Raw genomic sequence first — 13,833 nt, forward strand, 5'->3', positions numbered from 1 at the left:
AATTAATAAATAGGTGAATATTTTCCAATTAAAAACTTTCCAATTAAAGAAGGTAGGCATGTAAAAATAATGCAATATAAACAATCTTTAGTCATATTAATTATTTTAATTACAAACTTACCTATTTGATATATTAATTATTATATTTTAAATACTTGAAGTTATTATTTAGAATGGTTTAACGCCATTTATTTTTTATTGACTCTTATCTTTATACCTATTTTTATACTTTTTTTACATCTTTTACCGCCCTTTTATCAACATCTTTACAGCCCTTTAAGTACGCTCACTCAATCAAAATAGTGAAAGGACAATTCTGATGTTGATATTTGGTGCTGTGGCGTTAGTTACCTTGCTCACTGCTTATCTTGTTTATGTGTTATTTCATGCAGAGGCATTTTAAAAATGGAAACGACAGCGTTGATATATATTGCTGTTTTTCTGATTACACTGTTAATCATAGGAAAATTTGTAGGCAATTATCTTGCTCGATTAATTGAAGGCGATTTACCTTATTGGATAACAAAAACAGAGCTGATTATTTGGCGCTGTTGCGGTTTTAAACCCATGGGTAAAGCCATTCAATCTATGAGTTGGTATCACTATATGCTCGCCCTACTTATTTTTAATTTAATGGGGGCTGTACTGCTATTTATTATATTGATAAACCAAAGCTACTTACCTTTAAATCCTCAAGCTATTCCTAATATGAATTGGGATTTAGCACTGAACACAACAATAAGTTTTGTTACCAATACCAATTGGCAAGCCTATAGCGGCGAAACTACTGTGAGTTATTTAAGCCAAATGACGGGGTTGGCGGTGCAGAATTTTCTTTCTGCTACCACGGGTATTGCTGTGGCTTTTGTTCTTATTAGGGCATTAACACAATCATCTTGCACTTTGTTAGGCAATGCATGGGTTGATATTGCTCGAATCACGCTCTATGTGTTACTTCCATTGGCTATTGTTTGGTCGCTGTTATTTGTAAGCCAAGGTGTTATACAAAATTTTCATCCGGCATTACTAAGTAGTGGTCTTGATGGGCAACAACAGTGGCTTCCAATGGGACCTGTTGCTTCACAAGAAGCGATTAAATTGTTAGGAACTAACGGTGGTGGTTATTTTGCTGCTAACTCTGCACACCCTTATGAAAACCCAACCGCATTAAGTAATTTTCTCCAAATACTGGCTATCTTCTTATTACCCACTGCATTGTGCTTTTCTTTTGGGCGTTTAAGTGGCGTGCAACGCCAAGGTCATACACTACTCTGGGCGATGTCGGTAATTTTTATTGTCGCGGTTAGTGTCATTTTATATGCCGAATGGCAAGGCAATCCTGAATTTACACTTGCTGGTGCTGATAGCACTTTTAATATGGAAGGCAAAGAGAGTCGCTTTGGCATTATTGGTAGTGCACTCTTTGTGGCTGTAACAACCGCGGCATCTTGTGGTGCGGTTAACGCGATGCATGATTCTCTCACTGCATTGGGTGGATTAGCCCCTATGTGGTTAATGCAAACGGGTGAAGTCGTTTTTGGCGGCGTAGGTTCTGGCTTTTACGGTATGATCCTCTATGTATTATTAGCCGTATTTATTGCAGGTTTAATGGTAGGTCGAGCACCTGAGTATTTAGGTAAAAAAATTGGCGTTGCTGAGATGAAATGGGTTGCTGTTGCTATTTTAATTTCACCTGCCGTTATATTAACAGGTACAGCGCTTGCCCTATTTACAGATGCTGGTCGTGACGCAATTTTAAACCCCGGCGCTCATGGCTTTAGTGAAGTGCTTTATGCACTAACTTCGGCGGCAAATAATAATGGCAGCGCTTTTGCTGGTTTAAATGCTAATTCTATGTTTTATAACTTATTACTTGGCTTTGCGATGTTAATCGGTCGCTTTGGTGTCATGATCCCTGTTCTTGCCATTGCGGGCAGTTTAGCAACCAAAAAGCGCCAACCTGAAAGTTTAGCAACCCTCTCAACAACATCTCCTTTATTTATTTTATTGCTTATCGTTACGGTATTAATGATAGGAGCATTAACGTTTGTTCCAGCGTTAGCGCTTGGTCCTATTGCTGAACATTTACAATCATTTTGGGCTAAATAAGGGGACATATCATGAAAAAAACAGCGATTTTTGACCGCGAAATGATGATATCTGCTTTTGCTGATGCAATAAAAAAATGCACGCCACAAGCACAATGGCGTAATCCGGTAATGTTTATTGTCTATGTCGGGGCGATATTAACAACGTTGTTTTGGCTAGCTTCATTATTGGGTTATCTACCTAATAATAACCAAAATGATAGCCGTTTTACGTTTCATATTACCTTGTGGTTATGGATAACATTACTGTTTGCTAATTTTGCAGAATCCCTTGCTGAAAGCCGCAGTAAAGCACAAGCGTCAAGTTTAAGAGGTGCAAAACAGTCATCAAAAGCCGTTCGTTTACAAAGCGCTGATATCAATGCGACTCAAGAAATTATTGATTCTCTATCATTGCATAAAGATGACATTGTTCTCGTCAAAGCTGGTGAAATCATTCCTTGCGATGGTGAAGTTATTGAAGGTGGTGCTTCTGTTGATGAAAGCGCAATTACTGGCGAGTCAGCGCCTGTTATTCGTGAATCAGGTGGCGATTTTTCTTCCGTAACTGGCGGTACTCGAGTGTTATCGGACTGGCTGATTATTTGCTGCACTGCTGAAGCGGGTAATTCATTTCTTGATCGAATGATTGGTATGGTAGAAGGCGCTAAGCGTAGGAAAACACCGAATGAAGTGGCATTAACTATTTTATTAACTGCCTTAACGCTTATTTTCCTATTAGCTTGTACTACGCTGTATCCATTTAGTGTTTTTGCGGTGGAATATCAAAAAAGTGGTGATGTTATTTCGATAGTGACTTTAATCGCTTTATTAGTCTGTTTAATCCCAACTACGATTGGCGGATTGCTCTCCTCTATAGGTGTGGCTGGGATGAGTCGTATGTTAGATGCCAATGTAATTGCAACAAGTGGTCGCGCTGTTGAAGCCGCAGGAGATGTTGATGTTTTACTACTGGATAAAACAGGCACAATTACTTTAGGCAATCGCCAAGCATCTCGCTTTATTCCTCTTTCGGGTATTACTGAACAACAACTTGCTGATGCTGCCCAATTAAGCTCATTAGCAGATGAAACACCTGAAGGCCGTAGCATTGTTATTTTAGCTAAGCAACGATTTAATTTACGTGAACGTGATTTAACCTCTCTTGGTGCTTCTTTTGTCCCATTTTCAGCAATGACCAGAATGAGTGGTGTTAATTTGGGTGAGCGCCTAATTCGTAAAGGTTCTGTTGATGCCATTCGTCGCTATGTTGAAGTAAGTCATAATCATTTTCCTGATGAAGTTACGCTAATTGTTGAGCAAGTAGCCAGAACTGGCGGTACTCCATTAGTTGTGGTTGAAAATCAAAAAATTCTTGGTGTGGTTGAGCTAAAAGATATTGTTAAAGGTGGTATTAAAGAGCGTTTTGCTCAGCTTCGTCAAATGGGGATAAAAACGGTGATGATCACCGGTGATAATCACCTTACAGCAGCCGCGATTGCCGCAGAATCGGGTGTTGATGATTTTTTAGCAGAGGCAACGCCAGAGGCAAAATTAGCATTAATTCGTCAATATCAAGCGGAAGGTCGCCTCGTTGCAATGACAGGTGATGGTACTAACGATGCACCAGCATTGGCGCAAGCAGATGTTGCAGTAGCAATGAACTCAGGAACTCAAGCGGCAAAAGAAGCCGGTAATATGGTTGATTTAGACTCTAATCCAACCAAATTAATTGAAGTCGTGCATATTGGCAAACAGATGTTAATGACGCGTGGTGCATTAACAACATTCAGTATTTCCAATGATATCGCAAAATATTTCGCCATTATTCCAGCCGCATTTGCGGTCACTTATCCTCAGTTAAATATGCTAAATGTAATGAATTTACATTCCCCTTCATCAGCAATGTTATCCGCCGTGATTTTCAACGCATTAATTATTGTATTTCTTATTCCATTAGCACTGAAAGGTGTGCACTACCACCCTGTTTCCGCTCATTCATTATTGCGTCGTAATCTGACTTTATATGGATTAAGTGGGCTGTTAGTGCCTTTTGTTGGCATTAAAATCATCGATATGCTTTTAGCTTTTATTGGATTTTAAGGGGTTGAATATGCATCTATTTCGTTCATCACTGGTGATGTTGTTATTACTGACACTTATCACTGGATTAGTCTATCCTTTATTGGTTACTGGATTAGCAAACTTATTTTTCCCATGGCAAGCTAATGGTTCTCTCATTTATCAAGATGATAAACTAATAGGCTCAACATTAATTGGTCAGCCATTTTATCGTACTGATTATTTTCAAGGTCGTCCTTCAATGACCGCTGAAATGCCTTATAACAGTATGGCTTCAGGAGCGAGCCAATTAGCCTCTTCTAATCCTCTGTTATTAAATGAAGTTACACAACGTGTACAAACATGGCAAAAAATGATGAATAATCATCAAGTTGTTCCCGTTGATTTAGTCACAGCATCAGGTAGTGGACTTGATCCTCATATTTCAATGCAAGCGGCTTATTATCAAGCGGATAATATTGCTCATCAACGTCAATTAGCTAAAAATGAAATTAACCAGCTAATTAAGAGTAATACTATCTCACCCTTTATTTCATTTATGGGTGAACCTGTTGTAAATGTATTCACACTTAATCAAGCGCTTGATAAGTTAACATTTGAAAAAAAAGCCAATGAGTGAGCAGTAAAATGGAAAATAAACAGCAATGGCAACGTCCTGATCCAGATGATTTACTTGCTCTAACAAAAAACTCAACTCGTGGGCGTTTAAAAATATTTTTTGGCGCTTGTGCTGGCGTTGGAAAAACTTACGCCATGTTGCAAGAAGCACAACGTTTACATCAACAAGGAATTGACGTCCTTGCGGGAATAGTGGAAACACACCAACGACAAGAAACCGCAGCCCTATTAAATGGGCTGCCTATATTGCCACTCCAGCGAATTCATCATCATGGTCGAAAACTCACTGCATTTGATTTAGATAGCGCTTTAGCACGACATCCTGCGGTGATCTTAATGGATGAGTTGGCATTTAGTAATCCACATAAATGTCGTCATCCTAAACGATGGCAAGATGTAGAAGAGTTATTAGATGCTGGCATTGATGTTTTAGCAACCATTAACGTTCAACATATTGAAAGTCTTAATGATATTGTAGGAAGTATCACCGGTATTCGCGTTCAAGAAACGATCCCTGATTATATTTTTGATCAAGCAGATGAAGTGGTGATGGTAGATTTACCACCTGATGATTTACAGCAACGATTACACGAAGGGAAAGTCTATCTTACAGGACAAGCAGAACGTGCCATTGAGCACTTCTTTCGTAAAGGTAATTTAATTGCTCTGCGTGAATTAGCACTGCGTAGAATGGCAGATCGCGTTGATGCTCAAGTAAAAGAGTTTCGTGATAGCCAAGGTTCAGCGCCTGTTTGGCATACCACAGATAGTTTAATGGTATGCCTCGGTGCACATGGTGGAAATGATAAATTAGTACGTACTGCAGCACGTTATGCCGCTGCTTTTGGTTGCCAATGGCACGCTATTTATGTAGAGACACCCAAACTACACCAAATAGGCGAGAACAAACGGCGAGCAATTTTACACTCACTTAAATTAGCTCAGCACCTTGGCGCAAGAACCGCTATTCTTTCTGATAATCAAGCAGAAAAAGCAGTGATTCGTTACGCAAGAGAGCATAATCTCGGTAAGGTAATCATTGGGCAGCGTTCGTATCAAAAATGGCAATGGTTAAAGCGTTGGATACGGATGCGTTTTGCTGAAAGACTAGCTCGATATGCACCTGATTTGCATATTATTAGTGTGGCGCTAAATGATGAGGATTTACGCTATCACACTAAAACGCCACAACTACAAAACGACAAATGGCGACAAAACCTAAAAGGTTATCTCACAGCTATTGCACTCTGCTTAGCAATTACACTTTTTTCACGCACTTTTTTATTGGCATTAGATAAAGCTAACTTAGTGACACTCTATTTATTGGGTGTCGTTTTAATTGCACTCTTTTTTGGTCGTCGCCCTTCTATTTTTGCCGCTTTAATCAATGTAATTAGCTTTGATCTGTTTTTTGTTCAGCCCCATTTTTCGCTTGCTGTATTAGATATGCAGTACTTAATTACCTTTACTGTTATGTTAATTGTGGGGTTAGTTGTCGGTAATTTAACCGCAGGTATGCGTTATCAAACCCGAGTTGCACGTTATCGGGAACAACGTACTCGGCATTTATTTGAAATGACAAGAGAACTAAGCCGAGCCGTGACATTAGCAGAAGTGGTACGTACAAGTTATCATTTTTTATCCAGTGCCTTTGATGCCAAGGTTTGTCTTCTTAGCAAAAATGAAAATGATGAGTTAGTTCCATTTCAAGCGCAAGGTATGGCTCATTTACCTATCGATGAAGCTATTGCGCGCTGGTGTTGCGATAAAGATCAAGTTGCAGGTGCTGGCACAGATACCTTGCCAAGTGTTCCTTACCAATTACACCCAATTACGGCATCCCAACAAGTTTTGGCTATTTTAGCGATTGAACCTAATAATCTTCGCCAATTGCTTATTCCTGAACAACAGCAGTTATTACAGACTTTTAACGGGCTTATTGCGAATGCACTTGAGCGATTACAACAAGCTAAAATAGCAGAACAATCTCGCATTAATATAGAACGTGAACAACTACGAAATGCGCTATTAGCGGCACTTTCTCACGATTTAAAAACACCATTAACCGTGTTGTTTGGTCAATCAGAGATTTTGCTTCTCGATTTAAGCGCTGAAGGTTCAGCACATACGGAACAAGTTAATCAAATTCGTCAGCAGATCCTGACAACATCTCGATTAGTGAATAATCTGTTAGATATGGCTCGTATTCAATCGGGTGGTATTCAAGTCAATTTACAATGGAACTCATTACAAGAGATTGTTGGAAGTGCGGTTCGTTCACTCTCTTATCTACTTGATAAACACCCTTTACAAATTGATATTTCAGCCGATTTATTACTCTATTGTGACAGCAACCTCATTGAGAGAGTTATTACAAATTTGCTGGAAAATGCAGTTAAATATACGCCATCAAACACAAAGTTAGGGCTAAAAGCGGCGATAGAAGAAAAACAGATCCATGTAGAAATTTGGGATGAAGGTAACGGTATTCCAACCGAGCAATTGCAAATTATCTTTAATAAATTCTCACGAGCAGTAAAAGAATCCGCTATTCCTGGTGTCGGTTTAGGGTTAGCAATTTGCAGTGCCATAATTCGTTTGCATGAAGGTTTAATTTGGGCTGAAAATAATGAAAAAGGTGGAGCAAGCTTTCACTTTGTTTTACCTTTAAAATCACTTCCTAATATTGATGAGATTGAAGCAAATCCGTGACTCCTTATAACGTATTGATTATTGAAGATGAAAAAGAGATTTTACGCTTTGTTCGGCTTGCACTAGAGAACGACGCTTTTCGTGTTTATGAAGCATCAGAATGCCAACGGGGATTAATGGAAGCGGCATCAAGAAAACCCGATTTAGTTATTCTTGATCTTGGTTTACCCGATAAAGATGGCATCCATTTTATTCAAGATTTTCGTCAATGGAGTGCAACGCCGATTATTGTACTTTCTGCTCGAGATTCAGAACAAGATAAGGTGATAGCATTAGATGCAGGTGCTGATGATTATCTAACAAAACCCTTCGGTATTAGCGAGTTATTAGCCCGAGTTCGTGCCTCATTACGTCGAACAATCAAACAGGAAACTGAACATACTCAGTTCTCTTTTGGTGATATTACTATCGATTGGGTTAATAGAATGGTAACTCGTAAAGAAGACGCTATTCACTTAACCCCCACAGAATTTCGTTTATTAAGTGAGTTAGTTAATAACAGCGGAAAAGTATTAACTCAACGCCATTTAATGCTTCATGTTTGGGGACCCAACTTTGTCGAACATAGTCATTATTTGCGGATATATATGGGGCATCTACGTCAAAAACTTGAAACCGATCCCACATGTCCTGTGCATTTTATAACAGAAACAGGGATCGGTTATCGTTTTATGCCATAGCTGAGATTGTTTTTCTAAATCGCAAGAGTGCTAAGCAGAAAAACACTGAGCCAATAACAATTAAGATAATAAATTGTGGCCATACAATAGAGAAATCTGCACCACGATATAAAATTGCCTGCGCCAAAGTCACAAAGTGAGTTGTTGGCATCGCTTGCATTACATCTTGAACAAACTGAGGCATACTTTCTCGTGATGTCATCCCTCCTGATAACATGATTAAGGGAAGTAACACCATGATCATTAATAAGCCAAACTGAGGCATAGATCGTGCCATTGTCCCTAAAAAGATCCCAATAGAAGTCGTCGCAAATAAGCTTAATGCTACACCACACATAAATAGTAAAACCGAGCCTTCAATAGGCACATTGAGCAGTGATTTAACGACTAAAACCAAAGATATAGCTGAAGCCAATAAAACAACAAGCCCCATTGACCAAATTTTAGAGAGCATAATTTCAAAGGGAGTTACAGGCATTACTAATAAATGCTCAATAGTGCCGTGTTCTCGTTCTCTAATTAATGCAGCCCCGGTTAAAACTATCGATAACATAGTGATATTATTGATAATTGCCATTACTGAACCAAACCAAGATTGTGTAAGATTAGGGTTAAAACTCATTCTTACTTCTAAATCAACAGGAAGTGGATCATTAGATCTGTTTTTTGCTAAAAAGGTTTTTGCTTCACCCATCACAATACTTTGGATATAGCTATTTCCTAAAAATGCTTGGCTCATACGGGTTGCATCAATATTGACCTGTATTTCGGGCTTACGCCCCGCCAGTAAATCACGCTGAAAATTAGGTGGAATATCTAAAGCGAAGGTATAAGTTCCTCTATCTAGAAAGCCATCAATTTGTTCAGGTGTAATATCTGCTGGTGGCAAGAAATATGGCATATAAAAACTATTAACAATACGTGCAGATAACTGTGATTTATCCTGATCCGCTACCGCTATTGGCGCATGATGTAGTGAACCGGGAGTAACAGTGGCTGATGAGTAAATTGAGACAGTAAAAGCAAACACAATCAACGCTAACATCGCCTTATCTCGCGAAAGACTTCGTAGCTCTTTTATTCCAAGATTAAAAACATTTTGAATAGTGCGCCACATTTAAGCCTCCTGCTTTTTCAAGAAAAAGACACTCAGCCCAATAACAATGGGGATTGTGATTAATAAAGGAATAAAAGACCAAGGTAAATCGAAGAGATTTAATCCTTTAGAAAAGGTCCCTCTTGTAATGGTTAAAAAGTGTGATGTAGGGTAAATATGCCCTATCCATTTACCAATACCTTCAAGAGATGAAACGGGATCAATCATGCCTGAAAATTGAGTTGCAGGTATTAAGGTCATAATTGATGTACCAAAAATAGCCGCAATTTGGCTTTTCATAAAACATGAAATTAATAATCCCATACCTGTTGCAATAGTAATATAGAGCAACGCGCCTAAAGAAAGCGTTAATAGACTGCCTTTAAAACTCACGCCAAAGACAAAAACGGAGAGTATACAAAGCATAAAGAAGTTAAACATACCTAATAAAATATAAGGTAGCTGTTTACCTAATAAAAATTCAGCTTTGGTTACTGGCGTTACATACAAGTTAATAATAGAGCCTAGCTCTTTTTCACGTACAACGCTTAAGGCGCTAAGCATTGCGGGTATCATCATCAATAATAGCGGAATAACTGCGGGTACAATTGCAGGTAAGCTTTTTACATCAGGGTTATAACGATAACGGGTTTCAATATCAATGGGTGCAAGCCTATCTACCATATTGGTTGGTTGACGCATCGCCATATCAAGCATCCAAGTTAAATGCATTGCTTGAATATATCCACGTACTGTTTCAGCTCGGTTTGGCATTGCGCCATCAATCCACACACCAATTTTTACCGTATGCCCTTTGGCTACATCACGAGCAAAATTAGGTGGAATTTCAACTGCAACGGTAATATCGCCACTGCGTAATCTGCGCTCAAGTTGGTCATAATCAGTAATAGGTGCTTTTTCAATAAAATAACGAGAGCCAGATAAGTTCTGACTATATGCTTGACTTAATCCTGTTTGGTCTCTATCCATAATACCAAAACGAAGATTTTCCACATCCATACTGATACCGTATCCCATAATAAACATAAGAATAACTGTACCTAATAGTGCTAGCGTTAAACGTACAGGATCACGACGTAACTCCATACCTTCACGAATACTGTAGCTAAATAACCGGCGTAAACTAAATCGCTGTTTTAATGCTTGTTCTGCACTTTCGGTACTAGATGTTGGAAGTTGTAACTCTTTACCTTCAAGTTCAGGGTTTTCTTGTTCTCCTGATGCCTTTTTAAGGTAATCAATAAAGACTTCTTCTAGCGTATCAAACTGACTATTTTTAACTAAATTACTCGGTGTATCTGTAACCAATACTTTACCTGCATGCATCAATGACATTCTGTCACAGCGTGCCGCTTCATTCATAAAGTGGGTTGAGATAAAAATAGTGACACCGTCACGTCTTGATAGGTCAACCATCAAATTCCAGAACATATCACGAGCAATTGGGTCAACGCCCGATGTCGGTTCATCTAATATCAACATCTCAGGTTGGTGAATAACGGCAACGGCAAGAGATAAACGTTGGCGAATACCTAATGGCAAACCATCTGGCATCATATCTTCAACTTCAGTGAGATTAAATCGCTCACTCATCTCTTTGATTCGTTCAGGAATTTCATTTTCAGGAAGATGAAAAAGTTTGGCATGTAATTCAAGATTTTGCTTAACTGTTAATTCACTATAGAGCGAGAAAGCTTGTGACATATAACCAACACGTTTACGTGTTTCAATATCTTTAGGATCAACTTCTTGACCAAATAACCATGCTCGCCCTTCGCTTGCTTCTAATAACCCAGTTAGCATTTTCATTGTGGTTGATTTACCACAACCATTTGAACCTAAGAATCCAAAAATCTCACCTTTTGGAATACGAAAGCTTACATGGTCAACCGCGACAAATTGACCAAAGCGCATGGTTAAATCTTGCGCCTCTATCGCAATGATATCGTCATCGCTTTTATCTCGTGGTGGAATAACCACTTTTTGGTGATTTTTACGCTTTTCTTCTGGTAAAAGCTCAATAAATGCAGCTTCTAATTCATCAGTATTGGTTTTAGCTTTTAGCTCATCGGCATGACCTGTTGCTAAAACTTTACCGGCATCCATCGCAACTAACCAATCGAAACGTTCAGCTTCTTCCATATAAGCCGTTGCAACTAATACGCTCATATTTTTTTGACGTTTACGAATTCGGTTAATCAGTTCCCAAAATTGCGCTCTTGATAATGGGTCAACACCCGTTGTTGGCTCATCTAAAATAAGTAATTCCGGGTCGTGAATAAGCGCACAACAAAGCCCCAATTTTTGCTTCATACCACCTGATAATTTTCCTGCGGGTCTATCGCGAAATGGCGCTAATCCTGTACTCTCTAATAGATCATTAATACGTTCTTTACGTTCTTGTTTTGATTGACCAAATAACCGACCAAAAAAATCCACATTTTCAAAAACAGAGAGAGTGTGATAAAGATTTTTACCTAATCCTTGAGGCATATAAGCAATACGCGGACAAACGGCTCGGCGGTGATCCAGATCATGCATATCACCATCAAGTACAATGACTTGCCCTGCTTGAATTTCTCTTGCTCCTGAAATAAGTGAAATTAAACTCGATTTTCCGACGCCATCAGGACCTATTAATCCCACCATTTTTCCTGCGGGAATTGCTAATGTCACATCATCAAGAGCCAAAGTATCACCATAATGTTGGGATACATGAGTCAGTTCGATGATATGAGAATGACTTTCCGTTCTCATCGTTTGACTCATTGTGGTAATTTCACCTCTAATTCAGCGGGCCAATCTTGTTTGTTATCTAAGCGAATATAAGCACGACCAGGTAATCCTGTTTTTACATATTCTAAATGTTGTTCTAATAATTCTGGTGCGATACGTGCCCTGACACGAAACATGAGTTTTAATCTTTCATTATCTGTTTCAACCGTTTTGGGTGTAAATTGTGCAACGCTGGCAACATAAGTTGTTTTTGCTGGGATAACAATATGTGGAGCTGCATCTAAAATAATATGGACTTCACTACCTAAAGCGGCTTTACCTGCAGCTTCGGTAGGTAAGAAAAAAGTCATATAAACATCACTTAAATCAACCATATTTAATACACGACCGCCAGCGCCTAAAACTTCACCGGGTTCTGCAACACGATATTGTACTCGACCATTACGCGGCGCTTTTAATATGCTGTCATCAAGTTCGGCAATAATGCGACGTTCGCTAGCTGTTGCGGCATCTACTTTTGTTTTGGCTTGAATAATACCTGCTTTTGCTGAATTTATTGCCGCCAACGCAGCGGTTACTTGTGCTTTAGAAGCTTCAACAGCAGCTCGCGCGCCTTCAGTTCTTGCTATGTCATCGTCGAGTTGTTGAATAGAAATTGCATTCGTTTTTACTAATGCACGAGAACGGTTAAGTCTTTTTTGTGCGGCATCAAGTTCAGCAATGCGTTGCCTAACCACGGCTTGAGCAGCAAGTTGCTCACTTTGACGTTGTGAGAGTGCTGATTCAGCGGTTACAACACTACTTTTAGCTTGATTTAATTGGGCTTGAACTTCATGAAGTTGCTCTTTTAATGTACGGGTATCCATATTAGCTAACACTTCACCCGCTTTAACAAAATCACCTTCTTGAACAAGTATAGAGTCAATTCTTCCTGGGCTTTTGGTTGAAATATCAATTTCGGTTGCTTCTATTCTCCCATTACTTTGAGCAAAGCCTTCGGGAAGTGCAGGTATTTGAGACTTCCACCAAAAAATACCTGCTGCAACTACTGCAATAAGTACAATGCTGTAAACAAAAAAACGATTCTTTTTTTGATTTTTCATATAAATTATTTAACCTTCCTTTAGCCATAAAATAACGTCAATATTTTGTGTGAATTACTGTATGTAAAAAAATAGTTAAACAACGCAAGAAAATTATAATTTGTTTTTTATCTACGTTAAAAATAGTTCAATTATATTAATAAAGCTAATTTATCTAATACGGAAAACAAAAGAATTTAAAGTTAACCATATGAATTATAAAATATAATACATTCATCATAGAGCGTTAAGCTAAATTAATGTAGTGCGTTTATCACATAATCGTTATCTATTTTTGATTATTAGAGAAAACACACAATTTGTATATCGCATAAAGGAGCGGTTACATTTAAAAACAGAAGAGATAATAACGATTATGAATTATAAAGAATCAAACTAAGTAATCTTGCTACTAGGTTATTTAAAGTGATATTAGGAAAATAAAAAAACAGATAGGAGTTTCGAACCTGGTGCAATGTAAAATATTAAATTAATCAACAAGATGGCCTGAAAAAACAACAAAATAAAAACTACTTTTATTAACTTCAAATAGAGACATCAACTTAATATAATTTTATTGTCATTTCTATTTTCTATAATATTATTTTTATTAAAAATAATATAGCCATTTGTTTTTGCTGCATTTAATCTTATTAGATGACAAATAAAAAAGTGTCAATGCACTCAATAAATAGAAAAATAATATGTGATCAGACCAC

Annotated in this window: 8 protein-coding genes; 5 read left to right on the forward strand and 3 right to left on the reverse strand. The window is 38.2% G+C overall.

All coding sequences use genetic code 11. The annotated features are described in order from the left end of the window. The first annotated feature begins 405 nt into the window (after positions 1 to 405). Genes kdpA through kdpE form a run of 5 tightly spaced genes read left to right on the forward strand, consistent with a single transcriptional unit; the run spans position 406 to position 8,179 of the window. Positions 406 to 2,109, forward strand: coding sequence for a potassium-transporting ATPase subunit KdpA (gene kdpA / locus ABN099_RS00570; RefSeq protein WP_349461735.1), 1,704 nt, complete (start codon positions 406 to 408; stop codon positions 2,107 to 2,109). A gap of 11 nt (positions 2,110 to 2,120) precedes the next feature. After that, a complete protein-coding gene (gene kdpB / locus ABN099_RS00575; RefSeq protein ID WP_349461736.1) occupies positions 2,121 to 4,190 on the forward strand; it encodes a potassium-transporting ATPase subunit KdpB in 2,070 nt (689 codons plus the stop codon). A 10-nt stretch (positions 4,191 to 4,200) separates the two neighbouring features. Then, the gene (kdpC, locus tag ABN099_RS00580; protein ID WP_349461737.1) at positions 4,201 to 4,788 is read left to right on the forward strand and encodes a potassium-transporting ATPase subunit KdpC; all 588 of its coding nucleotides are present in this window, start codon (positions 4,201 to 4,203) and stop codon (positions 4,786 to 4,788) included. A gap of 8 nt (positions 4,789 to 4,796) precedes the next feature. Next, on the forward strand, positions 4,797 to 7,499 hold the full coding sequence (gene kdpD, locus ABN099_RS00585) for a two-component system sensor histidine kinase KdpD (protein ID WP_349461738.1): 2,703 nt from the start codon (positions 4,797 to 4,799) through the stop codon (positions 7,497 to 7,499). Continuing rightward, positions 7,496 to 8,179, forward strand: coding sequence for a two-component system response regulator KdpE (gene kdpE, locus ABN099_RS00590; RefSeq protein WP_349461739.1), 684 nt, complete (start codon positions 7,496 to 7,498; stop codon positions 8,177 to 8,179). The genes kdpD and kdpE overlap by 4 nt, the downstream gene beginning before the upstream one ends. Here the strand turns inward: kdpE and ABN099_RS00595 are convergent. Genes ABN099_RS00595 through ABN099_RS00605 form a run of 3 tightly spaced genes read right to left on the reverse strand, consistent with a single transcriptional unit; the run spans position 8,169 to position 13,135 of the window. Next, the gene (locus ABN099_RS00595) at positions 8,169 to 9,296 is read right to left on the reverse strand and encodes an ABC transporter permease (protein WP_349461740.1); all 1,128 of its coding nucleotides are present in this window, start codon (positions 9,294 to 9,296) and stop codon (positions 8,169 to 8,171) included. The genes kdpE and ABN099_RS00595 overlap by 11 nt on opposite strands. Continuing rightward, complete coding sequence (gene rbbA / locus ABN099_RS00600; protein WP_349462226.1) at positions 9,297 to 12,053, reverse strand: ribosome-associated ATPase/putative transporter RbbA; 2,757 nt, start codon at positions 12,051 to 12,053, stop codon at positions 9,297 to 9,299. Between the two features lie 8 nt (positions 12,054 to 12,061). Next, positions 12,062 to 13,135 (reverse strand): HlyD family secretion protein, encoded by a 1,074-nt coding sequence (locus ABN099_RS00605; protein WP_349461741.1) that lies wholly within the window; start codon positions 13,133 to 13,135, stop codon positions 12,062 to 12,064. Positions 13,136 to 13,833: the final 698 nt, after the last annotated feature.

The sequence above is a fragment of the Proteus hauseri genome (assembly GCF_040139125.1).
GTDB classification, from domain to species: Bacteria; Pseudomonadota; Gammaproteobacteria; order Enterobacterales; family Enterobacteriaceae; genus Proteus; species Proteus hauseri_B.